Here is a 26242-nt window from a genome sequence, read left to right as displayed (position 1 = left end):
GGCGGTGAATCGGAGAATCCCGCTTATCCACAGTGGTTAACAAGGCGATGCCCACTCAAAAATACTCTTTAAGCGCGCGGAAAATGCGGTTCACCATTGCCGAACCGCCTGGCTTGATCGTTTCTTGATAGGCCGGATCGATCGAACGGATGTCCACCGGATCGTCCGCGGCATAGAGGCATAGGCCCGACAATGTTGCGAAGCCGGGGGTTGCATGCGCTTCCGGCAATCCGCGCAACGAGGGCGCTTTGCCAATTCTAACAGGGCGGCCAAGCGCGCTCTGCGTAAATTCCGCGATCCCCGCCAATTCTGCTCCGCCGCCGGTCAGGACGACTTGATTGCCGCGCGCACCGGCAAAACCCATTTCCTTAAGAGCCTTGCCGATTTCGTCAGTCATGCGCGACAGTTGCTCGGTAACCACCGACACAAGTTCTGCGCGGGGGATACGGTTTTTGTCGTCAGCACCCCGAGCAGTATGTTCGGTCGGCTCGTCATTGGGGCCGCCAAGAGGGATCATTTCGCGGTGGTCCGTCGGGCTGGCAATGGCCGAGCCGGCAACACATTTCAATCGCTCAGCCTGAAACCGGCGAATTCCGAATGCGGAGGCGATGGCGTCGGTAATATCGGCAGAGCCAAGCGGTATTGCCTTGAGGCCTAGCAGCATGCCGGCTGCATAGACCGACACGTTGGTCACTTCTCCACCAATTTCAATGAGCGCCGTTCCCAGCTCGCGTTCCTCGGGATTGAGACAGGCATGGCCCGCCGCAATCGGCGCGGCGACAACGCTTTCAACCTCGAGATGCGCGTTCTGGACCGCCTCGATCAGATTGCGGACAGGTGCCCCGTCGGCCAGCATCACATGGATGTCCACGCCCAGACGCTCTGCATGCAGCCCCTTGGGATTGGCCACCCCATGCGCACCGTCGAGCGTGTAGTGCGCCGGTTGCGCATGCAGCACCATCCGCCCATCGGGCTCTACGCTGTCGCGCGCTGTGACCAGCAATTGCTCAATGTCCTCTTCTTCGATCCGGCGGCCGCCAATATCGATTTCTACCTTGGCAATCTGGCTGGCCAAACCTGCACCGGCGCAACCGATCCACACGCTGGAGACGCGCGTCCCCGCGTTCTTCTCTGCGCGTTCAACCGCATCGCGGATGGCATAGGTCGCCGCCGCCATATCGGTGATGTAACCGCGCTTGATCCCCTGGCTCGCGCGGTGACCCGAGCCCAGAACAACCATCTCGCCGGTTTCGGATACACCCATGATCATCGCAGAAATGCGGAATGACCCGACATTTACCGCGCCGTAGATTTTGCTGATGCGGGGAAGCGCCATTAGCTGCCTCCCCCGACATCGAGCGATTTTTCGGAACGGCCCGGAATACGCATGTAAATCCGCTCCGGCGCGCGCATGTCGAAAGTCGCGACTTTTCCGCCCAAGAGGCGGCTTTTCCCGTCGAGACGCGCAAAAGCCACCAGAGCCGAAGATGCCTGCCCTTTGCCCTGCGGAAGTGCGAGAACCTGATCGGTCGAGAAAGTCAGGTTCCAGCGCCGGTTGCCGATCCATTCGGCTTTTGCAACCTGCGGTTTCAAAGCCGGGGCTGCGTCTAGCAATTCAGTCAGCTGGGCAACCTGCTTGCGCGCGCCGGGGCCGGTAATGACCAGCATTCCCTTCGCATTGGCTTGCGAGATTGGCTCAAGCTCTTCGCCTGTGGGATCGATCAGAACCAACCGGTCCGCTTTGGCCAGCACCGCATGAGGTGTGCGCTCGACAATGTCGATCACCAGCCGGTCAGGCAATTGGCGCGAGACACGCGCATCTTCGACCCAGCTAAGCGCCAACAAATCTGCACGGATTGCTTCGATATCGACGAGTGGCATCGGGCGGTCCTGCTCGCCAAGCACCTGATTGTAGACTTTGAGTTCGTTCATCCGGTCCACGCCGGTGATGCTGACATGGCGCACTTCGAAACCCGCGCTGGTCGCGAGGCCGGCAATCTGTTGCTGCGCCATCGCGGGAACACCAGCCAGACTGGCAACAAACCATGCGAGCGCAACGCCGCCGCCCAGAATGATCGCAAGAAACACGCGCTGCAATTGTTCTTCGGTAAACGGCAGTATTGCCATTACCGAGTCCATTGCCGAGCTGGTGCGTGCTTTCGCCTTACGCGCGGTGTTGGCGCGACCTTTCGCCGCTGCAGAGCGGCGCACACCCTTTGCATTGCGCTTAACTGTCGCCATCGGCGTGTCCTTCGGTTTTGGATGCCTCGGCCACCCGAAGCGCTTCTGATACAATGGCTTCGACCAGATCGCCGTAATCCATGCCGCAATATTTCGCCTGCTCGGGAACGAGGCTGAGCGGCGTCATACCCGGCTGCGTGTTGGTTTCGAGTATGAACAGGCCTTGTTCGCCCAGCTCGTCGTCCCAGCGGAAATCGGTGCGGCTGGTGCCCTTGCAGCCCAGAACCTTATGCGCGCCCACAGCGTAATCGAGGCACAATGCCGCGATGTTGTCAGGAATGTCCGCCGGACAGATATGATCGGTCATGCCATCGGTGTATTTGGCATCGAAATCGTAGAAACCCGATTTGGGCACAAGCTCGGTAACGGTCAGCGCGCGCGGCCCTTCAGCACTATCGATCACCGCGGTCGTCAATTCGCGCCCGCGAATGAAGGGTTCGGCAAGCAGACTTTCAAATTGCTGCCAAGGCCCGGCTGCATCGCGCTGGATCGGGTTCCCGTAATTGCTGTCGTCAGTAACAATGGCGACGCCAACCGAAGAGCCCTCATTGACCGGCTTGAGCACGTAGGGGCGCGGCAAGGGATCGCCTTCAAACAGCTCTTTGCTCTGCACGACCCGCCCGCCAGGCATAGGAATCCCGGCAGGGACAAGCGCTTGCTTGGTCAGTTCCTTGTCGATCGCGATGACAGATGTGGCGAGGCCCGAATGTGTATAGGGAATACCCATTAGATCGAGCATCCCTTGCACGGTGCCATCCTCCCCGGGAACGCCGTGCAAGGCGTTGAACACGACATCGGGCGCTGCCTCGGCAATGCGCGCGGCGACATTGCGGTCCATATCGATCCGCGTGACTTTGTGGCCGCGTTCTTCAAGCGCGTTTGCGCAGCCTTCGCCCGACATGAGCGAGACCGGCCGTTCATTGGCCCAGCCCCCCATCAAGACAGCGATATGAAGTTTGGGAAGTTTACTCATGTCCTGCCTACCCGCTGAATTTCCCATTCCAGTTCCACGCCGGAATGCGCGAGGACGCGGCGGCGGACTTCTTCGCCCAGCCCTTCAATATCCGCGCTGGTCGCGTCACCGGTGTTGATCATGAAATTGGTATGCTTTTCGCTGACTTGCGCGCCGCCCATCATCAGGCCGCGACATCCCGCGGCGTCGACCAACTGCCACGCTTTTTGACCTTCCGGATTTTTGAAAGTTGACCCACCGGTCTTGGTTCGCAGCGGCTGCGAATTTTCACGCGCCTCGGCGATACGGTCCATTTCTGCACCGATTTCAACAGAATCACCCGCAGTGCCCTGAAACCGTGCAGAGGTGACCACCGCGCCTTCGGGAAGCGCCGAATGGCGATAGCTATAGTGCAGATCAGCTGCCGGCATTGTGACCAGTTCGCCATTTGGCAGGATCACATCGCAATCGATCAGAATATCGGAAACTTCGCGGCCATAGGCTCCGCCATTCATCCGCACGAAACCGCCGACCGTACCGGGAATGCCGCGCAGAAATTCAAGCCCGGCCACGCCCGCATCGCGTGCGGTGGACGACACCAGAATACCGCTCGCCCCGCCGCCGCAGGATACGACATGATCTTCAAGAACCTCGGCTTTTGAGAAGGGCTTGCCCAACCGGATCACAACACCAGCAACGCCGCCATCGCGGACAATCATATTGGACCCGAGCCCGAGCGCCATCACCGGCAATTTCCCCGCAAGCTCTCCAAGAAAGAGGCGCAGATCGGCGATATCTGCGGGTTCGAACAGCCAATCGGCATTCCCGCCAGCCTTGAACCACACCAGCTTCGCCAAAGGTGCGTTGGCAGTCAGCTTGCCGCGAACATCCTCCAACGGGACCGGCAGCACCGCTGCGCCATCGATTTCTGGGTTCAGCGCGGCATTCATGATGCCGCCTCAATCGCATCGGCCAGACCTGCTGCCCATTTGGTAATATCGCCAGCGCCCAGGCACACCACCAGATCGCCCTGAGCCAATTCACCTGCCAAGGTTTGGGCAAGATCGGCTTGATCGGAAACTGCCGCCGCAGACCGGTGTCCGCGCGATTTGAGGCCGGATACCAGCGCCTCCGAATTGACACCGTCAATCGGATCTTCGCCTGCCTCATAGACCGGCGTCACATAAACCTGATCGGCTTCGTTGAAGCAGTTCTGGAATTCGTCCATCAGATCGTTGAGGCGGGTGTAACGGTGCGGCTGCATCACAGCGATCACGCGCCCTTTTGCGCTTTCGCGCGCCGCGCCAAGCACCGCCTGGATTTCCACCGGATGGTGCGCATAATCGTCGATTATCGTCGCGCCCGCGATACTGCCAACCTTGGTGAAGCGACGGCGGACACCGGTGAATTCGCCAAAGCCATCGACGATGACCGCATCTTCGCACCCCATTTCGATCGCAACCGCAATCGCTGCAAGCGCGTTCTGAACATTGTGGCGGCCGGGCATCGGCAGCCTGACACCTTCGATACGGCGGTCTTCTTCTCCGCGTTGGCGCACCACAACGTCAAACACATTCCCGCCATCGACAGGGCGAACGTTCACGCCGCAAATATCCGCCTGCAACGAGAAACCGTAAGTGACCACACGGCGGTCACGGACTTTGCCCACCACCGCTTGCACTTCGGGATGGTCGATGCACAGGATCGCCGCTCCGTAAAACGGGACATTGTGGATGAACTCTACGAATGCGTCTTTGACGCCATCGAAATCGCCATAATGGTCAAGATGTTCCGGATCGATGTTGGTGACAACTGCGATGGTTCCGTCAAGGCGCAGGAAGCTGCCGTCGCTTTCGTCGGCCTCGACCACCATCCAGTCGCTGTCACCCATGCGGGCATTGGAACCATATTGTTCGATAATGCCGCCATTGATGACGGTCGGATCGACTTTTCCAGCATCGAGCAAAGCAGCGATCATGCTGGTCGTGGTTGTCTTGCCGTGCGTGCCTGCCACCGCGACGGTGCTTTTAAGCCGCATCAGTTCGGCCAGCATTTCTGCGCGGCGCACCACGGGAATGCGGTTTTCGAGCGCATGCGCAACTTCGGGATTGGTCCGGCGTACCGCGGTCGAGGTTACGACGACTGCAACGCCTTCGACATGTTCTTTCTGATGGCCGATGAAGATCTGGATGCCTTTGTCGCGCAGCCGTACCACGCTCGGCCCTTCGGCCATATCGCTGCCCTGCACCGTGTAGCCCAGATTGTGCATCACTTCTGCAATGCCGGACATGCCGATCCCGCCGATACCGACGAAATGGATGGTCCCGATATCGGTGCCTACGCCCTTCATGCGCCGATCCCTGCGGTTGCAGCAACCATCTTGGCGCCCTTGTCCGTTTCGCTGGAACGGATGACATCCATCAAATCGGCGCCGCCTGCGCTTTCGACCAGATCAGCCAGATCTTTGACCGCATTCGGCCGGCCGCAGTTCCATGCAGCATGCGCCGCTGTGGCAAGCGTTTCAGGGCGCTGGGCCATGGCTTGAATTTGCTTGGCCAATTCTTTGGCCGTGAAATGTGTCTGCTTGATTGCCCGCGCGCCGCCGGTCTTGGTCATTTCGCGCGTATTGGCCGTTTGGTGATCATCGGTCGCAATCGGCAGCGGGACGAGAACTGCCGGGCGGCCAACAGCAGTCAGCTCAGCAACCGTCGAAGCACCGGCCCGTCCGATGAACAGATGCGCGTCAGCAAGCCGCGCCGCCATATCTTCAAAATATGTGCCCAGTTCTGCAGGTATATCGTGATTGCGATACCGTTCGCGCACCGCATCAAGATCTTCGGGGCGGCATTGCTGGGTAACTTGCAAGCGGGATCGCAAGGCCGGTTGCAGCATCGCCAAACCATCGGGGACAACTTCCGACAAAATTCGTGCCCCTTGGCTCCCGCCGGTCACCAGAACACGCAGCAAACCGTCTTCGGTGAACGCGGGAAAGGGCTCGTCGCGAAGGCCAAGAACCCCGTCCCGCACCGGATTGCCCACCAGATGCACCTTGTCCAAATGTTTCGCTTTCAATCGATTGATTTCGGGATAGGCCGTCGCGATTGCCTGCACACGTCCGGCGAGCAGGCGGTTGACCCGCCCCAATACCGCGTTCTGTTCGTGCACCAGACTGGGAATTTCTGCCGAGGTTGAAGCCAGCAGTGCTGGCAAAGCTGGATATCCGCCAAAGCCGATCACCGCGCTGGGTTCGAAACTCTCGAAAAGGCGTAGCGCCATCTTGCGGCCCTGCAACACAGCCCGGACACCCTTGACCCAGTTCAGCGGATTCTTGCCGAACCGCCCGGCCGGTAAAATATGCGCCGGAAGGCAATCGGGCTTGCCGGGAATATTGGCACCGCGTTCATCGGTGATCAGGGCGACGTGATGCCCGCGCCGGTCCAGCTCGGTCGCCAGCACAAAGGCGGGGATCAGATGCCCGCCCGTGCCGCCAGCCGCCAGGACAAAATGTTTGTTCGCACCGCTCATTTGCGGGATCCTCTTTCAGGCAAAATGGTACGCAGTCCCGGCGTCTCGCGCGTCAAGAACGGGTTTCTGCGGGTTATTGCCAATAATAGTCCGGCAGCGAGGCAAACCGCAATGGTTGAGGAACCGCCATAGGACACCAGCGGCAAGGTCATCCCTTTGGACGGGAACAGCTGCAGATTGACCAGGATATTAATGAACGCCTGACCGCCAATTTGCGTCGCCAGGCCTGCACCCGCCAGCAGCGTGAACAGATTTTCTTCATCGGCCAACCGCACCAGAACGCGGGCGATGATCGCCAGATAAATCAGCACAATCAGCGCGCAGACCAGCAAGCCGAATTCTTCGCCGATTACGGAGAAGATATAGTCGGTATGCGCTTCGGGCAGGTTGAGCTTGCGCACGCCAAGCCACAATCCGCTGCCGGTCCAACCGCCCGCTAGCAATGTCCGCTGCGCCAGATCGACCTGGTCAAACGCCGTGCCGCCGCCGAGAAAGGCATCGATCCGGTTACGGCCATTTTCATATGTGAAATACATGGTCACAAATCCGGCAACACCCAGACCGATCAGCGCGCCGATGCGCTGGATAGAAACGCCCGATAGCAGCACCAGGACGAACCACACGCCGCCAAACAACAGCGTCGCGCCAAGATTGGGCTGCAACATCAGAAACACGCCGACGAAGCCCATCAGGCCGCTGACAATTGCGAGCACCGGCAATGTGGGATCGCGCAGCCGCCAGGACAAAATCCAAGCGAGCACGATTGCGAAGCCGGGCTTGAGAAACTCTGATGGCTGGAAGCGCATGCCCAGATTGAGCCAGCGCTTCGCGCCGTTCACTTCATATCCAACCACCGGCACCAGCACCAACAGGAACAGCGCACCCGCGGCGACCAAAACGCCCAGCCGCCGCGCATTGTCGCGCGACAGGAGAGACGCTCCGAGCAGTGTAAGGAGCCCGAGAAATTGCCATTTGAGATGCGACCAATAGAAGTAAAGGTCGGGCAGCGTAACCGTGGCCGTCGACAGGCGTCGGGCGCTGGCAGGCGACGCGGCTGCAACCGCCGCAGTTCCGAATGCCATCAGCAGCAGGATCAGAAACAGCAGTACGCGGTCAATTTCGCGCCACCATATCTTGAGTTCGGCGCGTTTGGAGCCGCGGAACCTGTCCGCCGATGCCATGCGTTCGCCGATACGGGGTATATAGGGCTGGGCTGTGTTCATGTCTGTGCCGCGCCCTTTTCCTTGGTCAGCATGCCGACAATCTTGCGGAAGTGTTCGCCGCGAACTTCATAGTCGCGGAATTGGTCAAAACTGGCGCAGGCGGGCGAGAGCAGGATGATGTCGCCGCTTTTGGCAGCCGCCACCGCGCGCTTGACTGCATCGCACAGCAATTCACAATTGCGCACGGGGACCACACCATCGAGCAGTTCCGCAAAGCGCGGTCCGGCCTCGCCGATGGTATAGGCGGCCGCCACATTGCCGAGATGATCAGCGCACTCCCCCAACCCGTCTTCTTTGGGCAGGCCACCAACGATCCAGTGGATACGCGCATGTGGCGCAGGGGGAAATGCAGCAAGGGCCGGTGCGGCCGAAGCCTGATTGGTGGCTTTGCTGTCATTGATGAACAGCACGCCGTCATGCTCGCGGATAACTTCCATACGATGCGGCAATCCGCGGAATGTCTCCAGCGCTTTTTGCCATTGCGCAGCGGTGACGCCCAGCTCTTCGACGATCGCAATCGCAGCGGCAATATTTTCCAGATTGTGCGGACCCTGCAATGCCGGTGCGCGGTCTTGCAGCCGCGCCAGAGGCGGCTTGTCCACACAGACAACGCGGCCATCCGCGCGGCGCGCTGCTTCGGCTGCCTTGACAGCGTTGGTCGGGGCATCTCCGCATCCGAATACGGCAAACTGGCCTTCACCCTGCAAAGCGAACAAGCGGGCTTTGGAACGCGCATAACTGTCAAAATCGGCGTATCGATCGAGATGATCGGGAGTAATATTGAGAAGCGCCGCGGCTTCGCATGCAAGCGAACGCGTCAGGTCGATCTGGTAACTGGACAGCTCCAGCACATAGACACCGCCCTCGCCCAATGGCTCCTCGCCCAAGACGGGCACACCGATATTGCCGCCCACACGCGTGGGAATGCCTGCCTCGGCAAGAAGATGCGCGACCAGCGCTGTCGTGGTGGATTTGCCATTGGTGCCGGTAATTCCGACAACCCGGTGCGGCGGCAGGTTTGCTCTCGCGAGCGCAAACAGTTCGATATCACCGATAATCGGCACGCCGAATTTGGCCGCATGTGCGGCAATTGGGTGAGAATTAATCGGAACACCGGGCGAGACCACCACACCGTCAAAACCGGTCAGGTCAATTTCCAGCGGATCGGCAATCTCGGCCCGCCCTTCCAGCTTCTCACGCGCGACATCCTGCCGATCCCACGCAGTGATCTGCGCCCCGCTAGCCAGCAGCGCTTCCGCTGCAGCGAGGCCCGATCGGGCGAGACCGAGAATGGCATAGCGTTTGCCGTTAAAGACGGGCGAAGTGATCATCTGATCTTGAGCGTAGCCAATCCGATAAGAGCAAGGACAATCGAGATGATCCAGAAGCGGATTACTACGGTCGATTCCGCCCATCCCTTTTGTTCGAAATGGTGATGGATCGGCGCCATGCGGAATATCCGCTTGCCCGTCCGTTTGAACCAGAACACCTGGATGATCACCGATGCGGTTTCGGCAACGAACAACCCGCCGATAATCAGCAGTACGATCTCATGATGGCTTGCAACCGCAATGGCACCCAGAGCTCCGCCAAGGGCGAGACTGCCTGTATCGCCCATAAACACCGCCGCAGGGGGCGCATTAAACCATAGGAAGGCCAAACCGCCTCCCATGATCGCCGCGCACAGGATCGCCAATTCGCCGGCGCCGGCGACATGCGGGATACCGAGATATTCGGAGAAGTCAGCGCGCCCAACCAGATAGGCGATAATGGCGAGCGTACCCGCCGTAATGATCACCGGCATTGTGGCCAGCCCATCCAGCCCGTCGGTCAGATTGACCGCATTTCCAAAACCGACAATCACCGTGGCCGCGAAGACATAGTAAAACGGGCCAAGCGGTATAGACAGGCCGGTGGTGAACGGGATGTAGAGATTGGTGTTGATCTGGCTGACGATAATCCACGAGGCGACCCCCGCCACGATAAATTCGAACAGCAACCTGACCTTGCCCGACACCCCTTTGTGGCTGGCCTTTGTGACTTTGTCATAATCGTCGAGGAAGCCGATAAATCCGAAACCGATTGTCACGCCAAGGCAGGCCCAGACAAACGGATTGCGCAGGTCCATCCACAATAGCATCGAGAGCACCAGCGCGATGAGGATCATCAAACCGCCCATCGTCGGGGTTCCGACCTTGGCCTGATGCGACTGCGGGCCGTCTGCGCGGATCGGTTGACCCTTGCCCTGACGGACCCGAAGCATGTTGATGAAGCGGGGACCGATTATCAATCCGATGACCAGCGCGGTCATCAAGGTCGCCCCGGACCGGAAGGTCTGGTAGCGGATGAGGTTAAATATCCCCTCGAAATTCAGCCATTCGGCGATCAGATAGAGCATGAAGGCGGTCCCGTCCTCAAATCAGTTTCTGGCCGTGAAATGTGCGACCAACCTGCCAAGGCCGACCGAATTCGACCCTTTGACGAGGATCGCATCACCGGCGGTAATGCCAAACTCTTCCAGCGCCGAAATCGCCTCTGCAGGGCCGTCGCAATGGGCAAAGCTGAGTCCCGCGGCAAGCGCCCCGCCTGCACCTTTCCCCAAGTCCCGGACCAGTGCCTCCATTTCCGCGCCGACCAGCACGGCAAAATCGACATTGGCCTTGGCCAGTGGCTCGGCCAATTGCGCGTGGAAGCGCGGGGCGAAGTCACCCAGTTCCTTCATCGATCCCAGCACGGCAACGCGGCGCGTGGCCGGTGTCTGCCCAAGTTGACGCAAAGTCGCGCGCATCGACGCGGGATTGGCGTTGTAACTTTCATCAATCATCAGCGCCTTCCCGCTGATCGCTGCGATCTGGTGGCGCGCACCGCGCCCCTTCAAACCGCCCATTTCGGCCAAGGCAAGTCCCGCAGACCCAAGATCGCCTCCGGCCGCCTGTACCGCCGCCATCACGCACAAAGCGTTGCTGATCCAATGTTCGCCCGGTTCGGCGACCGAAAAACACAGCCGCGTTTCACCCATATCGGCTGTGACGAGCGAGCCGCCATTGGCAGCCGGTATCGCATCGAGCAATCGCACATCGGCATGCGCGCTTTTGCCGAATGATCTGACTACCAATCCCTTCGCAATTGCAGCGTCTCGCAGCTGCTCGAATTGCGGACTATCTGCGGGGATTACAGCCGTTCCGCCCTTGGTTACGCCTTCAAAGATTTCGGCCTTGGCATCAGCAATCGCTTCGATACTGCCAAGGTTTTCGATATGCGCGGGCGCGATCGTGGTGATGACCGCGACGTCGGGTTTGACTTGCGCGGCCAGGCCGGAGATTTCCCCGGCGTGGTTCATGCCCATTTCGAACACACCATAATGACACCTGACGGGCATTCTGGCGAGGCTGAGCGGGACACCCACATGGTTGTTGTAGCTGCGAACCGAGCGATGCGTTGCCCCGCGGCTGGCCCGGTCTAGCGCGGCAAAGATCGCTTCCTTGACGCCGGTCTTGCCTACCGAGCCTGTCACGCCGATCCGCAGCGCGGCCGACCGTTTCCGCGATGCCGTTGCCAAGGCTTCCAGCGCAGCGTTGGTATCGGGCACAAGGATGTGCGGTTGGTCGATCGGGCGATCGACGACCGCTGCCGTTGCGCCATTGGCAAAGGCTTTATCGAGGAACACATGACCGTCCATCGTTTCGCCCTTGAGCGCAAAAAACAGGTCGCCAGAGCGAACATCGCGCGAGTCAATTTCAACGCCTGCAACCTGGAAATCCCCGCTTGCGGTGCCGCCGGTTGCCTCGGCGATTTCAGCGGCCGTCCAAAGGGCAAGACGCAAACTATCGCGCCGGTCGGCGGGCCAGCTGCGCAAGGCTTTGATCGCATTCATGCCAAAGCTCCCAGCCCTTGTGGCGCGGCGCATTCACGCGCCACTGTCACATCATCAAACGGCAATACGCGCATGGTTTCTCCTGCACCGATAATCTGGCCCTGTTCGTGTCCCTTGCCCGCGACGAGCACGATGTCATCGCGTCCTGCCTCGGCAATCGCTGCGCCAATTGCCTCGCGCCGGTCGCCAATTTCCTGCATTCCGCAGCTGTCACCGATCACTTCGCGGCGGATTGCAGCGGCATCTTCGCCGCGCGGATTGTCGTCCGTAACAATCGCCAGGTCGGATTTTTCCGAAGCAACGCGTCCCATTTCCGCGCGTTTTCCTTGGTCGCGGTCGCCGCCCGCACCGAACACCGTGATCAACCGGCCGTTGACATGCGGCCGCAGCGCTTCGATGGCGGATTCAAGCGCATCGGGCGTATGCGCATAGTCGATATAGACCGGTGCACCAGCAGGTGTGATCACCGCGCGTTCCAACCGGCCGCGCACGGGCTGGAGCCGGGCAACCGCATCGAACACCATATTCGCTTCACCGCCCGTCGCCAGCGCAAGACCCGCTGCGACAAGTGCATTGGCAGATTGATACGCGCCGATCAGCGGCAAATTGATTTGCCGCCTTGCCCCTTGATGTTCGATTTCCAGCGTTTGTCCCAATTGCGTTGGCGTATGGGTGAGAAGACGAATTGTTTCGCCTTGCTCACCCACCGTGAACACGCGCAGGTTCCGTTTCTGCGCATGTTCCAGTGCCCGGGCCGTCCACTCGCTATTTCCGGTCCAGACCACAACCGTGGCGTCATCATTTACGACTTCATCAAACAGCCGCATCTTGGCCGCGAAATACTCTTCCATATCCTTGTGATAATCGAGGTGATCGCGGCTGAAATTGGTGAAGCCCGCAGCGACAACCGACAGGCCTTCATTGCGATATTGAGAAAGGCCGTGGCTCGATGCTTCATAGGCTACATGCGTCACCCCTTCGCGCGCCAATCCGCTCATATTCGAATGGAAAGTGACGATATCCGGCGTGGTAAGGCCGGTGGACACGCTTTCATCAGGGGTGGTCACGCCGAGCGTACCGATGGAAGCGGCACGTTCACCCATCATGCGCCATATCTGGCGCGTCATCTCGACCGTCGAAGTCTTTCCGTTTGTCCCGGTGACCGCAACAATCGTTTCTGGCACGGGTTTGAAAAACTGTGCCGCAAGATGCGCGAAAGTCTTGCGCGGCTCGGCCGAAGCGATGTGGATTGCGCCATCGACCGATGCTTCGGGCCGCGCCACAATCGCTACCGCGCCTGCGGATATTGCAGCCGGGATGAAATCCTCCCCGTTCACCGTCGCGCCTTGGAAAGCACCAAAAACCGTTCCCGGTGCAACTTTGCGATTGTCGATAGCAAAGCCGGAGACGGAGACGGATTTGCCGCCCGTCACGTCCACCCCTGCGGCCGATGCGAGCGCAGCGAGATCCATCAGTTCGCCCCAATCAAGGGTTGCAGATCGCTGAGATCGATATCGCGCGAGGTATCGGGCCGCACGCCAAGGATCGGCCCGATCCGCGGAACCAGCTTGCCCACGATAGGGGCCGCATTCCAAGCGGCGGTGCGCTGGAAAGAGCTCGCTGTGGTTCCCTTGGGTTCGTCAAGCATAGCGACCACGACATAGCGCGGTTTATCCATCGGGAAGGCGGCTGCAAAAGTCGAAACCAGCGTTGTCTCGCGATAGCCGCCCCGCCCCGGTTTCTCTGCGCTGCCCGTTTTACCGCCAACGCGGAAACCCTCGGCATCGGCATTCTTACCCGTGCCATAAACGGCGATCATGCGCAGCAATTGGCGCATGCGTGACGAAGTGGATGCTTTGAAAACGCGGCGCCCTTTGGGTGCAGTGCCCGGTGCCAAACGGTACATGGTGGCCGGACGCCAGGTTCCGCCATTGACCATCGCCGCATATGCGCTGGCCAGATGGAGCGGTGTCACTGCAATACCGTGGCCGAAGCCGACATTCATGGTCCGCAGCCGGCCCCATTTTTCATGCCAAATCGGATGGCCGCGTGCCGGAAGTTCGATTTCCGGACGCTCGCTCAGCCCCAAATCGACAAGCGACTGGCGCAATTTCGGTTCGCCCAACTCGTCCGCGATGCGGGCACTAACAGTGTTCGACGAATGAATCAGGGTCTCGGCAACATTCAGATGATTGCCAATAAAGTGCCCGTCCTTGATCGTGGCGCCGCCGACTTTGACGTCAGACGCGTCATACCGCCGCCCGAAATCGCGCACGACACCCGCATCAATCGCCGCTGCAACAGTCAGCGGCTTGAACGTCGAGCCAAGTTCATACACCTGATTGGTGACGCGGTTGAACATGTGGTTCGCGCCATCTGCCGTGATCTTGTTGGGGTCGAATTCAGGCAGAGAGGCCAGCGCCATCACTTCGCCCGTGTCCACATCGAGGACAATGCCCGCCGCGCCCTTTGCGTTGGTGGCCAGCATCCCGCGACGAAGCTCGTCCTCAAGCGCGCCTTGCGCACGCAGATCAATCGACAAAGCCACCGGCGTTCCGCGCATTGCGGGATCCATTAGCCGGTCATCGAGAACCTGCTCCATCCCGACCTGGCCGCGCCCCTCGGCATCGACATAGCCCAGAACATGCGCGCCCATCGATCCTTGCGGATAGTGACGGTCGGTTTCGCGCGGTAGCTCAAGCGAAAGCTCGCCAAGCGCCATAACCTTGTTGGCCTGTTCTGGCAAAACGCGGCGCTGGAGGTAGCCGGGCTTGCCCGACGCCAATTTCTCGGCTGTCGCTTCAACGTCGAGCCCGGGGAAAATCGCCTCCAGATCGGTCGCTACTTCACGCGCGCTTCGCACGAGTGGGTCCTTCGGATCACCCATGGCTTTGGGATTGTACCACAGCGCATAGGCGGGAAATGCGCGCGCCAAGGGCACATCGTTGCGATCGGTCAATTCGCCGCGCGGGGGCAGTAAAGCATCTTCGAGCGAGGCAGTGCGGGTAACGTTGTCGCTAACCCCCAGATAGCTGATCCGAGCGACAGCTGCTGTCGCGACGCAGCCAAAAATGATTGCCACCCACAGCACCCGCAAGCGCGCAACATTGAGCGAATGCTGCCGCAGCGTGGTCAGATTGACTCCTCCGCCCGAAAATGCGGTTTTGACGGCGGCCAGACTCATTCCTTGGCCCTGCCAATTTGCCGGCCAATCGGGTTATCGCGGGCGAGACGATCGGACAGCGAACGCGGCGCCGACATCGGATTGCTTTCTGGCTTCTCGGTTTCGCCCGATTGCTCGATCTCTTTGGCTTGCGCCGGTTCGCCGGTTATCGGCGAAACAAAGTCCGGAAATCCGCCTTCTTCGCCTTCCACCGGCGCAAGCGCAACGCGGATCGGATCGGGTGCATCGGCGCTGCGCGGCATGCCCAGGCTGGCAAGTTGGCGTTCGTTTTCGAGATATTGGCTGGCTTCGGGGGCCTGATATCCAAATTCCACGCGATTCCAATTTGCCAGTTGCTGCTGGCTTGCGCGGGTTTGGAACTCGATCTCGAGAATCTCTTTTTCGCGCTCCAAAGCGACAATCTCGCGCTCTGCCAAGCGGACCTCGCTTTTGACCGCATTGACACGGAATGTCAGCGCGACAAATCCGGTCACGCACAGGCTGAGCGCTACGGCCCATCCGATTTGACGGAGACGGCTACCGGTCCGGATCATGCGGCTACCCTCGCTTTCGCATCGGTGCGAATGGCGTGGCGCAGCACCGCCGAACGGGCGCGCGGATTATCGTTCACTTCGTTATCCGACGCTTTGATGGCCTTGGAAATCTTCGTGTAGATCGCGGGGGCCCGCTCTACTTCTGGCAAATAGCGCGATCCGCCACCAGTCGATGATGCGTCTTTGAGGTAACGCTTTACGATCCGGTCCTCGAGGCTGTGAAAGCTCACCACAGCCAGACGGCCACCATCGCCCAGCAGGTGCTCTGCCGCGGTCAGCCCTTCGCGCAGTTCCTCCAGTTCGGCATTCACATGGATGCGCACCGCCTGAAAGCTGCGCGTGGCAGGATCTTTGGGCGCGCGCTTTGACTGCGCGTCCGCGCGATAGCCCAGCGCTTTGCGCACGACCCGCGCCAAGTCGCCGGTGGTCGAAAGCGGCCGCGCCGCGACGATGGCCCGCGCAACACGGCGCGATTGGCGTTCCTCCCCATATTGGTAGAGCACATCGGCAATCGTGCTTTCTTCGGCAGTGTTGAGAAAGTCTGCCGCGCTTTCGCCATCCTGCGACATTCGCATGTCGAGCGGCCCGTCGGATGAAAAGGCAAAGCCGCGATCGGCCTGATCCAGCTGCATCGATGATACACCGATATCCATGGTGACGCCGTCAACACGGCTCACCCCGGCCTCTGCCATTGCAGCGACCATTTCCGAAAATCGGCGCGGATGCAGAACCAGACGTGGCGGTTCTTCCTTGGTCTCGGGCCATTTTGCACCGCTCGCGATCGCATCGGGATCGCGGTCGAATGCGTGCACCGTCGCGCCTGCATCCAGAAGCGCGCGGGTATATCCGCCTGCGCCAAATGTCGCGTCGATGATGACATCACCTTGCTGTGGGGCAAGCGCGGCAACCACTTCATCAAGCAGAACCGGAATATGCGGCGGTACGAAGGGTTCTGTCGAAGTTGCCGGGGTCATTTTCGCTTCCCCTTGGCTTCGACTTCCTTGACCAGACCGGCGCAGCTGGATTTTACCGGATTCCAGTCGCTGCCTTGCTGATCCAGAACGGCAGGGTTCCACACCGTGAAGGATTGGCCAGCACCGCGGAAGAACAGCATATCTTCAATCTGGCCGTCGCTGCGGAGATAGTCCGGCATGTTGAACCGGCCGCTATCGTCAAAGGGAATCCGCTCGAATCCGAACAGCAGATTGGAACGCAGTTCGCGGTCATAATCGCGGCCAAGGCGCAGGGCGGCGTCTTCTTCGCGGTCCAGTTGCGCTTCAAGCTCTTCCTGACGGGACAGGCCGAACCCGACCAGGCAATCCCAGCGATCATGTTTGGCAAGGCACAGGATACGCTTGTCATCGCTGGAAGCTTTTACGATTTTGCGGAAGTCGGAGGGTATGACAAAGCGGTCCTTGTCCCCCAGAAGGGTCAAGGCTTGCCCGCTGTAACTGTGCCGCACTCCCGCCACGAAATCCCCAATCCTCACCCGTTTCGCAGACAAGCCTCGCCCGCTTCCGCCCGCGCGCAAGCAGGGGCGGCTCGCATCCGGAATTGGGTGCGCAGCACGAGACAAACTGTCTGATGGAAAGCGGTGATAACCCGTGAAATACGGGGATGGAAGGGGAAATTAAGGGTTTCGTGGGGATTGATTGATAAATGATTGGTATTACGTGATAATTATCCTTAACATTTCTGCCATAGTGGCGGCTTTTCGCCCGAAATATGCCTGAAAATGCGCGGTTTCCCGTGATTTCCCCACAAACGACTCCGAATTGACGGCCTATTCCCCGAATTTCCCCATATCTGAGTCACTTGCCGCCAAATGCTCTCGCGACAATGTAATTGAGCGCCTTTTCATTGGCGGGGCTGCCGGCATCGCGTTCCAGCAAAGCCGCATCGGCAATTATCACAGCCTGCCCTTGTCCGATGGAGCATTGCGCGATCACGCCGCTTGCCGACTGGGCGCAATCAGAGCCGCCATTCTCCACCAGTTCCAATCTGCCCGATTTGTGCACGGGTATATCGATCGAGCCGAGCGAAACAGTGTCCGGCCCATCCGATTGCGTGTCTTCATAGACAAGCTCCAATCCCCATCGCGCCAGAATGGGGCCTAGCATTGCAATATCCTGCGGCCGGCGTCTGTCGCCGAGGCCAAAATCGGAGTGTTCGGTTAGCATGGGATCGGCGAAAATCAGCACTTTCCCGCCGCCTCGCACCCATTCGTCCAAAGCCACCAAATCAGCCGGCGGCAAGGCGTAGGGTTGCGCCAGGATCAATTGATCCAGTTCGGCAAACGCCCCGTTTGGCTCGGTTGTATCGGCGCCGGCCAATGCATCCAGTGGTACCAACTCATAGCTGTCTTCGAGCCGCGCCTTTACCCAATGCACCTCCGTTTGATCCGAAAGCATAACTTCCAAACCGGCCGCTTCATTCCAGTAGATCGGGAGCGAGGTCATCAATCCGGCGCGAGATTTGGGCTGCTGCGATTGCGTTTGTGGCTGTGCGGCCCGCTCACCCGCAAATGCCCAGATCGCGGCGCCGATCAGCAGCGACACACAAACGGCAAAAAAAGCGATCCGCGTCGCCTTCACAAATTATTGCTCGTTCTGATTGCGAAGGACGCTGGCCGTTGGCGTTGGCGACGGTGTCGGTTCAGCGGGCAGTTCGGGCACCACCCCGGCTTCGGCCAAGGGATCGCTTTTCGGCGTTTCGGTCGGCTCCGGCGCGACAGTGGCAACCGCTTCGGGAGCCACAGCAGCTTCGGTTTCATCCGCCCGGTCGCGAATGACGTCCGCCAGATAGACCAGCATAATCATCAGCACCACGCCGGAAATCCCGACTTGCAGGCGCTGAACAGCCTCGGCGCGCGTACCGCCCAGCGGCACGTCGGGGGCTTCGGTTGGTCCGTGCAAAATACGCGAGAGAAAGCGATTGGCCATCGGTGGAATCTAGCCGACAGTGCGGCTTAGTCAAAGAAGAATTCGCTTAACTCTTGAGCCAATCGAATACCGGCAAGCCTTTCGATTCCAGCCATTTCGCGTTGTAAAGCGATGAAAGGTAACGAAAACCAGTGTCGCACAGCACGGTTACAACGCGCGGGTCTTCGCGCCCGTCCGCAACCAGCTGCTTACCCAAAGCAACCGCACCCGCCACATTGATGCCGGAAGACAGGCCCAGGCAGATCCCCTCTTCGCGCAGCAACCGCGCGACCCATTCGAGACCCTCTTCATCCGAAATACGGAATTGCGTATCGATCGGTGCGCCTTCCAGATTGCCGGTGATCCGGCCCTGCCCGATCCCTTCGGCGACCGAAGTCCCTTCGGATTTGAGCTCACCCTCTGCGAAATAGCTGTACAGCGCCGCACCATGCGGATCGGTCAGCGCGATCTGCACATTCTCGTCACGCTCTTTGAGGCCAAGGCCAACGCCTGCAATCGTCCCGCCTGTGCCGGCAGCGCAAGTGAACCCGTCGATCCGGCCTTCCATCTGGTCCCAGATTTCGGCCGCGGTGGTTTCTATATGGACTTTGCGGTTGGCGGTGTTGTCAAACTGGTTAGCCCAGATCGCTCCCTCGGTTTCCTCTGCCAAGCGGCGCGATGTGTGCACGAAATGGTTGCAGTCGGAATATTTGGTTGGCGGGACCAAAACCAGCTGCGCCCCCAGCGCGCGCAGCGTATCCATTTTTTCCTGCGACTGGTTGTCGGGCATCACGATGATGGTTTTGTAGCCCAGGGCATTGGCGACCAACGCAATCCCGATCCCGGTATTGCCAGCTGTGCCTTCGACAATCGTACCGCCGGGCTTGAGCTCGCCGCTCGCCTCCGCGTCGCGGATTATGCCCAGCGCAGCGCGGTCCTTAACCGACGCGCCGGGATTGGCGAATTCGCATTTGCCATAAATCTCGCAGCCCGCAGCTTCGCTCGCGCTTTGCAGCAAAACCAGCGGCGTATTGCCGATCAATTCAATCGCGTCTTTGCGCGGTATATTGGTAATCATATGCGTGAACTAGGTCGCGCAGCGCCAGCATTCAACGCAATTGCACTTTCAAAGAAAGTGTTTTTTGTTGCGGAGCCTCAATCTTCAGGAGCGATCGTGACTTTCAGGCCGTCGAGCTCCGCCGTAAACGGCAATTGGCAGCTCAGACGCGAATTGTCCGCACGGTGATCAGAGCTTTCGAGAAGATCGTCTTCATCCTCTGACATAGCGGGAAGCTTGTCAGCGAATGCAGCGTCAACATGAACGTGGCAGGTTGCGCAGGAACAGCAACCACCGCACAGAGCCAGCAATTCATCAAAGCCATTGTCGCGAATTGCTTCCATAATGGTCAGGCCGTCTCCGACTTCAATCGACGATTCTTCACCATCACGGTTGACGACGACTAACTTGGGCATGATGAGCAGGCTCCGAAAAGTTCTGGCCGGAAATGGCCAATTTGCGCGGCTGCTAAAAGACGGGGCCGCGTTTTGCAAGCGATAGGACAGCAAGATGGGCTTAACGAAGGATCAGATCAAGCAAGGGGTGGACCACGCAGCCTCCGTCGATCCTGCCTTTGGTGAAGCGCTGAAAGCCTGCGGATATCCCGAGCCGCGCATTCGCCCGACCGGCTATCGCACGCTGCTGCGCACCATTGTCGGGCAACAGGTCAGCGTCGCCGCGGCATCTTCTGTTTGGAACAAGCTGGAAATTGAATTGGGAGAGGACATCGCCCCCGATGAATTGCTGTCGCGGGATTTCGATGCCCTGCGTGCTTGCGGCCTGTCGCGCCAAAAGCAAGGCTATGCCCGCTCTTTGTGCGAGCTGGTTGTCAGCGAGGAGTTACAGCTTGATAATCTTCCCGCCGATGATGAGGAGGCGATTGCCGAGCTGACCAAAATCAAAGGCATCGGGCGCTGGTCTGCCGAGATTTACCTGCTCTTCGCAGAAGGACGCGCAGACATCTTCCCCGCAGGCGATCTGGCCGTACAAGCGGCCATGCACAAGATTATGGAATTGCCCGAGAGGCCATCAGAAAAACACGCGCGCGTACTTGCCGCGCCTTACAGCCCGCATCGCGGCGCGCTCGCGATCTTTAGTTGGCATTGTTATGACAATCCGGCTTTGTAAGGCCGTTCCCGATCACGACATGGCGTAAACAAATCCTGCTTCTTTCGGTGTACCCTTGACAATACCACCTCTGGTGCGGCTGACCGCCGCAGTGCGCTCTACAATTGGCTTCGCCCAAACCTTCTTAGGGGCAGGTGCGACGGAATTGCGCGTCAAACTCACTGCCTCAAAATCTTTATCTGGCATAAAATTGTCCCTCTTCAATTGAAATTTCAAGCTCTTTTGATCGAAAACAATGTCGAGCGTAAGCGTTCGCACACGCACCATTCGCTCGCGATTCTGTGTTAATCCGGTGCTCTTGCCGGAAGAATACAGCTCAAGACGTATAGTAAACCGCATTCTCTACCGATGGACTATAAATGAACCCGCCACAGGCTGCCTTCACCGGCGTTGTCGCAGTAACTTTTAGCTTTGTCCAACGCTTCGATTCGATCAACTTTTTCTCTTTGATAGACACGAATTTTCCCTCTTCGATGGTCTACAGATAACACCCATTCCCACAGCAAGGGCGAAACTATTGCTCTCGCCCCCACGATGTGGTCGCGGCCCTGCAAGGTATTGGCAAGACGATCCGGCGCTCTAGGCTCAGTTCTCGAAGCTCACGATGGCGTATAAAATGCAGCCTCAATGGGATTGACGGTCAAGGGACCACCGCGCGTGTCCTGAACCGGGGTTACCGTAGTAACTTCAGGCTTGCTCCAACGCTTTGGAACAACCGGCTTTTTCTCATTGATCGTCACGAATTTTCCCTCTTCGATGATCTACAGATAACACCACCCCCCACAGCAGGGGCGAAACAATTGCTCGCGCGCCCACAATGTGGCCGCGATCTCGCAAGGTATTGGCAAGACGATCCGGCGCTTTAGCCGGAGGCCGTCTGCTTAGGACGGATAATAAACTACGTTCTCGACCGTCGGTTTCTTGATGAATCCGCCGCGCGTTTCCTGAACCGGAGTTACTGCAGTAACTTCCGGCTTACTCCAACGTCTTGAAACAATCGGCTTTTTCTCTTTGATCGTCACGAATCTTTCCCTCTTCGTTAGCCAACTACACTTACCATGTCTCAACTTGGCTGAAATTGCAATTACAAGTGCAAAGACAATTCTTTGCTTGCCGCTGTTCAATTTGGAAGGGTGCGACCTTATCTTGCAGGGAACTTGAAAAGTGCCGCATAATTGCGGAACAAACATCCCGGAGAAAATAGCCGCATGCCAGCATCCACCACGCCCATCCCCCTGATCGCGCGCGACCATCTGTTTGGCAATCCAACCAAAGCGGGCGGGCAAATCAGCCCCGATGGCAAATGGTTAAGCTGGCTTGCTCCACTCGAAGGCGTGCTCAATGTGTGGATGGCACCTGTGGAAGAGCCGGCTTCCGGCAAGGCGATGACAACGGCGAGTGAGCGGCCGATCCAGCAATATTTCTGGGCACCGGATTCAAAGAGCCTGCTTTATATCCAGGACAAAGGTGGCGACGAGAACTTCCTGCTCTACGGCGTCGATATCGCCACCGGTAAAGAGCGCACGCTGACCGATTTCGAGAATACCCGCGTCGATATTATCGGCACGTCGGAAACCATTCGTGACAGGATTTTGATTGGCCTCAACAACCGCGATGCGCGGTTTCACGATGCCTATCTACTCGACCTCAATTCAGGGGACCTGGCTCTGGTCCAGCAGAACGATGCCTATGCCGGGTTCATGGCGGATGATAACCTGGACCTGCGGCTTGCGGTTGCCCCCAATGCGGCAGGCGGAATGGACTTTTTCCCGATTGTCGATGGTGCGATCGCCGAAGAACCTAGCGACAGCACCGATCTTGCGGACTCGCTCACCACCCAGCCCGCGGGCTTGACTACCGACGGTTCGATCATGTACTGGATTGATAGCCGCGGACGTAACACCGCCGCGCTTTTCGCGCAGGATGCCCAGACCGGCGAACGCACCTTGATCGCGCAGAACGAAAAAGCCGATATCGGCGGCGTTATGGGGCACCCCAAAACCGGCGAAGTGCAGGCATATTCCTTCACCTATCTGACCGCCGAATGGACCGCGACCGATCCTGACATCGGTGCCTCGCTCGACTGGCTCGGCAAGCAATTGGAGGGCGATTTCGGCGTTTCCAGCCGGACCGAAGATGACCAGACCTGGATCGTCTGGAATGATCCTCTAACCGCGCCAGCGCAAACCTTCATCTATGACCGGAATGCGGAGACTCTGGCCGAATTCTACACGGGTAGACCGGAACTTGTCGGTGCACCATTACAACCGATGCAGACGCTGGAATTGAAAGCGCGTGATGGCCTCACCCTGCCCTCTTACCTGACCGTCCCGGGCGATGCAGAAGGCCCTGTTCCGATGGTTCTGCTGGTTCATGGCGGCCCTTGGGCGCGCGATGAATACGGGTTCAACTCGCACCACCAATGGCTCGCCAATCGCGGCTATGCGGTGCTTAGCGTCAATTTCCGCGGCTCCACCGGCTTCGGCAAGGATTTCATCTCCGCCGCCGACCTCGAATGGGGCAAGAAGATGCATGACGATTTGATTGATGCGGTCCGCTGGGCAGTCGAAGAGGGCATCGCACAGGAAGACAAGATCGCGATAATGGGCGGTTCTTATGGCGGCTATGCGACATTGGCCGGTTTGACATTCACGCCCGAAGTCTTTGCCTGCGGCGTCGACATTGTCGGGCCATCCAATCTCGAGACATTGCTGGCCACGATACCGCCCTATTGGGAACCGATGATTGCGCAGTTCCATGAACGGATGGGCAATCCTGCCACGCCCGAAGGGTTGGCGATGCTCAAAGAGCGCAGCCCGCTCAATTCAGCGGGTAACATCGTGCGCCCATTGCTGATCGGCCAAGGCGCGAACGATCCGCGCGTCAACCAGGCGGAGAGCGACCAGATTGTCGGCGCGATGAAAGACGCGGGCATTCCGGTGACATATGTTCTGTTCCCCGATGAAGGGCACGGTTTTGCCAATCCTGCCAACAATATCGCTTTCAACGCGGTGACCGAGAATTTCCTCGCCGAATGGCTTGGCGGACGATCAGAACCGATTGGCGACACCGTAAAAGGTTCGACCGCCGATCTGGTCGAAGGCGCGGAGCATGTGAAGGGATTGAAGGAGGCGATGGCTTCCTAATGTACGTCATCCCAGCGAAGGCTGGGATCGGTCTCAAATCAAGCACCCGCCGATAGCGATCCCAGCCTTCGCTGGGATGACGTACATTGTGGTGCTGACAAGCGTGTAAGTAACCGCTACCTCACCTCAAAACCTCAGGGAGAGATCGGGTGAGCGAGCGCAAAGCAATTTTCATTACCGGCGGCGGATCGGGAATTGGCCGGGCCATCGCGCAAAAATTCGCGCAGGAGGGCTGGTTCGTCGGCCTTGGCGATATCAGCGAAAGCGGGATGAAAGAAACCGCCGCGCTGATCGGTGAGGACAATGCTTTTTGCCATGTGTTCGATGTGCGCGATCGGGCTGCGTGGGACGAAGCGCTGGACGCCTTTGTCGCGGTCAGCGGGAGAATGGACGTACTCGCCAACAACGCAGGCATTCCGGTTGGCGGATCGATTATCGAGAACAGCGAAGACGAAATCACCCGCTGCCTCGATATCAATCTGAAAGGCGTGCTGTTCGGCGCGCAGGCGGCGCATCCGCATCTCAAGAAAACCGCGCCCGATTCATGCCTGCTCAACACGGCGAGCGCAGCCGGAATTTACGGCAGCGCTGGCGGGTCGGTTTATTGCGCAACCAAGTTCGGGGTTCGCGGAATTACGGAATCGCTTGACGGTGAATGGGCGCCCGACGGGATCAAAGTCCGCTCGCTGATGCCCAGCTTCATCGAAACTCCGCTTCTCGACATGGTGCCCAATGCCAAAACCAACGAGCATGTTCGCGCGCGCGTCAAACAGGCAGGGCTGGAGATTACTCCGGTCGAGGAAGTGTCCGACGCGGCATGGCGCGCGGTGCACGAAGACAAGATGCACTGGCCGGTTGGCAAGACCGCCAGAAGTATCGCCTTTGCAGCCCGCTGGATGCCCGGCCGGGTCCGCAAACGGATGCGCGGGCAAATGCAGCTGCTGGGCGACTAGGCGTGTTTCAGTCGTTTGCTTGTAACGAAAGCATGGCGGCGCGGCCTTCCATTGTTAGGAAGGGCGCCAGTTCACCCCACGGAACCACGACGGTTTCCGCGCATACCGCGATGACATGCGGAAGCGAGGGAATGAACGCCAGCCCTTCGCTTTGCGCCGCCAGCCCGACATTCCAGTAAGATTGTTCACCCGCAGCTTGCATGCAGCTGTCGCGATGTTCGCGCTCGTCTTCGGAAGCTGAATCAGTGATGGGCTGCCAATGGCGCAGCAGCACATCCACGAAGCGCTGGTTTAGAGTCGTATGCACGTCCGCATCGGGAGTGTCTTCGGCAAGAATCTCTCGATCCATCGCTTGGTCGCTTAGCCACGAGGTTACTTCGATCTCTTTGCCCGAATTTCGGTCAAACACGCGCCGTGATTGCCAATGCGACGGATGCGCGCCGCCACATTCGACCGAATTGCTTTCAATCACCCCGAGCCAGCGGGGCGTGATCAACTCGGGTTCGACGAATTTGTGAAAATATCCATCGACACCGCGAAACGCCATCGGCCGCGCAAAGCACTCTGCATAGGCATCGCCGATAGTGCCGCGCGGCAAGTGAAAAGCGAGCGCATAGTTGATCGAAATGTCGCCATAGCGGGTTCCATCCAGTGCGATTGTCTGGATCGAAAGATCGTCAGCGCTGAAATGCGCGGGCGGCACAAATGTGAGCTTCGTGTAACCGGCCTTTCCCAGAGTGGCAGGCTCTGTCTCTATCTGCCCGCCAGCCAAACGCGGCCCCATAAAGGCTTGCGATTCGCACGCGCTGGCATGCCTGTCCGCCACTGTCCACGGGACCGCGCGCAAGCGGATCGGCAACTGGCGCTCGCCATCGCTCCACTCGCCTTCTACCCGGTCAGCTCCGGAATAGGTGATGCTCCATCGCGCCGACGTCTCTTTGTCCCAACCGATCCGTTCGGCAAAGCGGGCTCCGTCGGGCCGCAGGAATATCGGGCGGAGATGGCGATCGTAATAATAGACGCCGGTGTCGTCGTTAAAACACGCATGGATCGGCTGTTCGCCGACAGTCCCGCGCCACACGCCTTCCATACCACCAATCGTTTCCTGAGCCGAAACTTGCGTTGCGCCGGTCAGAGCCGCGAGAAGAATTGCCAAAATCCGCATCGTCAAACCAGCCCGTCAATCGCTTTGGCAAGATCGACATCGCGCTGCGACAATCCATTGCCATCGCCCGGCACATCATGCGTGGTCAGGGTGATTTCTACGCGATTGTAAACGTTGAACCATTCAGGATGATGATCGTGTTTCTCGGCGAGGATCGCAATGCTGGTCATAAAGCCGAAGGCCTCGACGAAATCGTCGAATTTGAGATGCCGCTCGATTGCGGTGCCATCGCGCGCAGGCGCCCATTCGGGAAGATCGGCAAGCGCGGCTTGCGCTTCGGCTTCGGTTAGTTGGGCGACACTCATGGCATTCTCCATCCGGTTGGGTTGGCTTGTCCGTA

At 59.0% G+C, this 26242-nt stretch carries 25 protein-coding genes; 3 read left to right on the top strand and 22 right to left on the bottom strand.

The genetic code is table 11. The annotated features are described in order from the left end of the window. Nucleotides 1–55: 55 nt before the first annotated feature. The 19 genes from ftsA to GRI41_RS01730 form a co-directional block, all read right to left on the bottom strand. Nucleotides 56–1336 (bottom strand): cell division protein FtsA, encoded by a 1281-nt coding sequence (gene ftsA, locus GRI41_RS01820; protein ID WP_160602943.1) that lies wholly within the window; start codon nucleotides 1334–1336, stop codon nucleotides 56–58. Then, a complete protein-coding gene (locus GRI41_RS01815) occupies nucleotides 1336–2241 on the bottom strand; it encodes a cell division protein FtsQ/DivIB (RefSeq protein WP_160602942.1) in 906 nt (301 codons plus the stop codon). The genes ftsA and GRI41_RS01815 overlap by 1 nt, the downstream gene beginning before the upstream one ends. Continuing rightward, a complete protein-coding gene (locus GRI41_RS01810) occupies nucleotides 2228–3214 on the bottom strand; it encodes a D-alanine--D-alanine ligase (RefSeq protein ID WP_160602941.1) in 987 nt (328 codons plus the stop codon). Before GRI41_RS01810 ends, GRI41_RS01815 begins: the two co-directional genes overlap by 14 nt. Beyond that, on the bottom strand, nucleotides 3211–4143 hold the full coding sequence (gene murB / locus GRI41_RS01805; protein ID WP_160602940.1) for a UDP-N-acetylmuramate dehydrogenase: 933 nt from the start codon (nucleotides 4141–4143) through the stop codon (nucleotides 3211–3213). Before murB ends, GRI41_RS01810 begins: the two co-directional genes overlap by 4 nt. Beyond that, nucleotides 4140–5543: a UDP-N-acetylmuramate--L-alanine ligase gene (gene murC / locus GRI41_RS01800; RefSeq protein ID WP_160602939.1), complete on the bottom strand. Its 1404-nt coding sequence runs from the start codon at nucleotides 5541–5543 to the stop codon at nucleotides 4140–4142. The genes murB and murC overlap by 4 nt, the downstream gene beginning before the upstream one ends. Further along, nucleotides 5540–6718 (bottom strand): undecaprenyldiphospho-muramoylpentapeptide beta-N-acetylglucosaminyltransferase, encoded by a 1179-nt coding sequence (murG, locus tag GRI41_RS01795; protein ID WP_160602938.1) that lies wholly within the window; start codon nucleotides 6716–6718, stop codon nucleotides 5540–5542. The genes murC and murG overlap by 4 nt, the downstream gene beginning before the upstream one ends. Beyond that, the gene (locus tag GRI41_RS01790; protein ID WP_160602937.1) at nucleotides 6715–7941 is read right to left on the bottom strand and encodes an FtsW/RodA/SpoVE family cell cycle protein; all 1227 of its coding nucleotides are present in this window, start codon (nucleotides 7939–7941) and stop codon (nucleotides 6715–6717) included. Before GRI41_RS01790 ends, murG begins: the two co-directional genes overlap by 4 nt. Continuing rightward, complete coding sequence (murD, locus tag GRI41_RS01785) at nucleotides 7938–9272, bottom strand: UDP-N-acetylmuramoyl-L-alanine--D-glutamate ligase (protein WP_160602936.1); 1335 nt, start codon at nucleotides 9270–9272, stop codon at nucleotides 7938–7940. Before murD ends, GRI41_RS01790 begins: the two co-directional genes overlap by 4 nt. Further along, complete coding sequence (gene mraY, locus GRI41_RS01780) at nucleotides 9269–10339, bottom strand: phospho-N-acetylmuramoyl-pentapeptide-transferase (protein ID WP_160602935.1); 1071 nt, start codon at nucleotides 10337–10339, stop codon at nucleotides 9269–9271. Before mraY ends, murD begins: the two co-directional genes overlap by 4 nt. Nucleotides 10340–10360: 21 nt before the next feature. Then, entirely contained in the window at nucleotides 10361–11815 is a 1455-nt protein-coding gene (locus GRI41_RS01775) for a UDP-N-acetylmuramoyl-tripeptide--D-alanyl-D-alanine ligase (protein ID WP_160602934.1), read from the bottom strand. Continuing rightward, nucleotides 11812–13287, bottom strand: coding sequence for a UDP-N-acetylmuramoyl-L-alanyl-D-glutamate--2,6-diaminopimelate ligase (locus GRI41_RS01770; RefSeq protein WP_160602933.1), 1476 nt, complete (start codon nucleotides 13285–13287; stop codon nucleotides 11812–11814). Before GRI41_RS01770 ends, GRI41_RS01775 begins: the two co-directional genes overlap by 4 nt. Continuing rightward, entirely contained in the window at nucleotides 13287–14999 is a 1713-nt protein-coding gene (locus GRI41_RS01765) for a peptidoglycan D,D-transpeptidase FtsI family protein (RefSeq protein WP_160602932.1), read from the bottom strand. Before GRI41_RS01765 ends, GRI41_RS01770 begins: the two co-directional genes overlap by 1 nt. Next, entirely contained in the window at nucleotides 14996–15532 is a 537-nt protein-coding gene (locus GRI41_RS01760) for a hypothetical protein (protein ID WP_160602931.1), read from the bottom strand. The genes GRI41_RS01765 and GRI41_RS01760 overlap by 4 nt, the downstream gene beginning before the upstream one ends. Continuing rightward, on the bottom strand, nucleotides 15529–16506 hold the full coding sequence (gene rsmH, locus GRI41_RS01755) for a 16S rRNA (cytosine(1402)-N(4))-methyltransferase RsmH (RefSeq protein WP_160602930.1): 978 nt from the start codon (nucleotides 16504–16506) through the stop codon (nucleotides 15529–15531). The genes GRI41_RS01760 and rsmH overlap by 4 nt, the downstream gene beginning before the upstream one ends. After that, nucleotides 16503–16967 carry a division/cell wall cluster transcriptional repressor MraZ gene (locus GRI41_RS01750; RefSeq protein WP_235901025.1) on the bottom strand — a complete coding sequence of 155 codons (465 nt, stop codon included), beginning with the start codon at nucleotides 16965–16967 and terminating at the stop codon, nucleotides 16503–16505. The genes rsmH and GRI41_RS01750 overlap by 4 nt, the downstream gene beginning before the upstream one ends. A gap of 376 nt (nucleotides 16968–17343) precedes the next feature. Next, nucleotides 17344–18090, bottom strand: a complete 747-nt coding sequence (locus tag GRI41_RS01745) for a Gldg family protein (RefSeq protein WP_160602929.1) — start codon at nucleotides 18088–18090, stop codon at nucleotides 17344–17346. 39 nt (nucleotides 18091–18129) lie between these two features. Beyond that, the gene (locus tag GRI41_RS01740; RefSeq protein WP_160602928.1) at nucleotides 18130–18474 is read right to left on the bottom strand and encodes a hypothetical protein; all 345 of its coding nucleotides are present in this window, start codon (nucleotides 18472–18474) and stop codon (nucleotides 18130–18132) included. 46 nt (nucleotides 18475–18520) lie between these two features. Beyond that, on the bottom strand, nucleotides 18521–19531 hold the full coding sequence (locus GRI41_RS01735; RefSeq protein ID WP_160602927.1) for a cysteine synthase A: 1011 nt from the start codon (nucleotides 19529–19531) through the stop codon (nucleotides 18521–18523). 77 nt (nucleotides 19532–19608) lie between these two features. Beyond that, on the bottom strand, nucleotides 19609–19926 hold the full coding sequence (locus GRI41_RS01730; protein WP_160602926.1) for a 2Fe-2S iron-sulfur cluster-binding protein: 318 nt from the start codon (nucleotides 19924–19926) through the stop codon (nucleotides 19609–19611). A 94-nt stretch (nucleotides 19927–20020) separates the two neighbouring features. On the opposite strand from GRI41_RS01730, the gene GRI41_RS01725 reads away from it, so the two are divergent. Next, entirely contained in the window at nucleotides 20021–20638 is a 618-nt protein-coding gene (locus GRI41_RS01725) for a DNA-3-methyladenine glycosylase family protein (protein ID WP_160602925.1), read from the top strand. A 12-nt stretch (nucleotides 20639–20650) separates the two neighbouring features. Here the strand turns inward: GRI41_RS01725 and GRI41_RS01720 are convergent, their stop codons facing one another. After that, nucleotides 20651–20977, bottom strand: a complete 327-nt coding sequence (locus GRI41_RS01720; RefSeq protein WP_160602924.1) for a hypothetical protein — start codon at nucleotides 20975–20977, stop codon at nucleotides 20651–20653. Nucleotides 20978–21846: 869 nt separating this feature from the next. On the opposite strand from GRI41_RS01720, the gene GRI41_RS01715 reads away from it, so the two are divergent. Both GRI41_RS01715 and GRI41_RS01710 read left to right on the top strand, forming a co-directional pair. Further along, nucleotides 21847–23784 carry a S9 family peptidase gene (locus GRI41_RS01715; RefSeq protein ID WP_160602923.1) on the top strand — a complete coding sequence of 646 codons (1938 nt, stop codon included), beginning with the start codon at nucleotides 21847–21849 and terminating at the stop codon, nucleotides 23782–23784. A 149-nt stretch (nucleotides 23785–23933) separates the two neighbouring features. Further along, on the top strand, nucleotides 23934–24737 hold the full coding sequence (locus tag GRI41_RS01710) for an SDR family oxidoreductase (RefSeq protein WP_160602922.1): 804 nt from the start codon (nucleotides 23934–23936) through the stop codon (nucleotides 24735–24737). Nucleotides 24738–24744: 7 nt separating this feature from the next. Here GRI41_RS01710 and GRI41_RS01705 read toward each other — a convergent pair whose 3' ends face one another. Both GRI41_RS01705 and GRI41_RS01700 read right to left on the bottom strand, forming a co-directional pair. Continuing rightward, complete coding sequence (locus tag GRI41_RS01705; protein WP_160602921.1) at nucleotides 24745–25893, bottom strand: hypothetical protein; 1149 nt, start codon at nucleotides 25891–25893, stop codon at nucleotides 24745–24747. Nucleotides 25894–25904: 11 nt separating this feature from the next. After that, on the bottom strand, nucleotides 25905–26207 hold the full coding sequence (locus GRI41_RS01700; RefSeq protein WP_160602920.1) for a 4a-hydroxytetrahydrobiopterin dehydratase: 303 nt from the start codon (nucleotides 26205–26207) through the stop codon (nucleotides 25905–25907). Between the last annotated feature and the right edge of the window lie 35 nt (nucleotides 26208–26242).

The organism is Pontixanthobacter aquaemixtae (genome assembly GCF_009827395.1).
Taxonomy (GTDB): domain Bacteria; phylum Pseudomonadota; class Alphaproteobacteria; order Sphingomonadales; family Sphingomonadaceae; genus Pontixanthobacter; species Pontixanthobacter aquaemixtae.
This window is presented reverse-complemented; position numbering and strand designations above follow the sequence as displayed.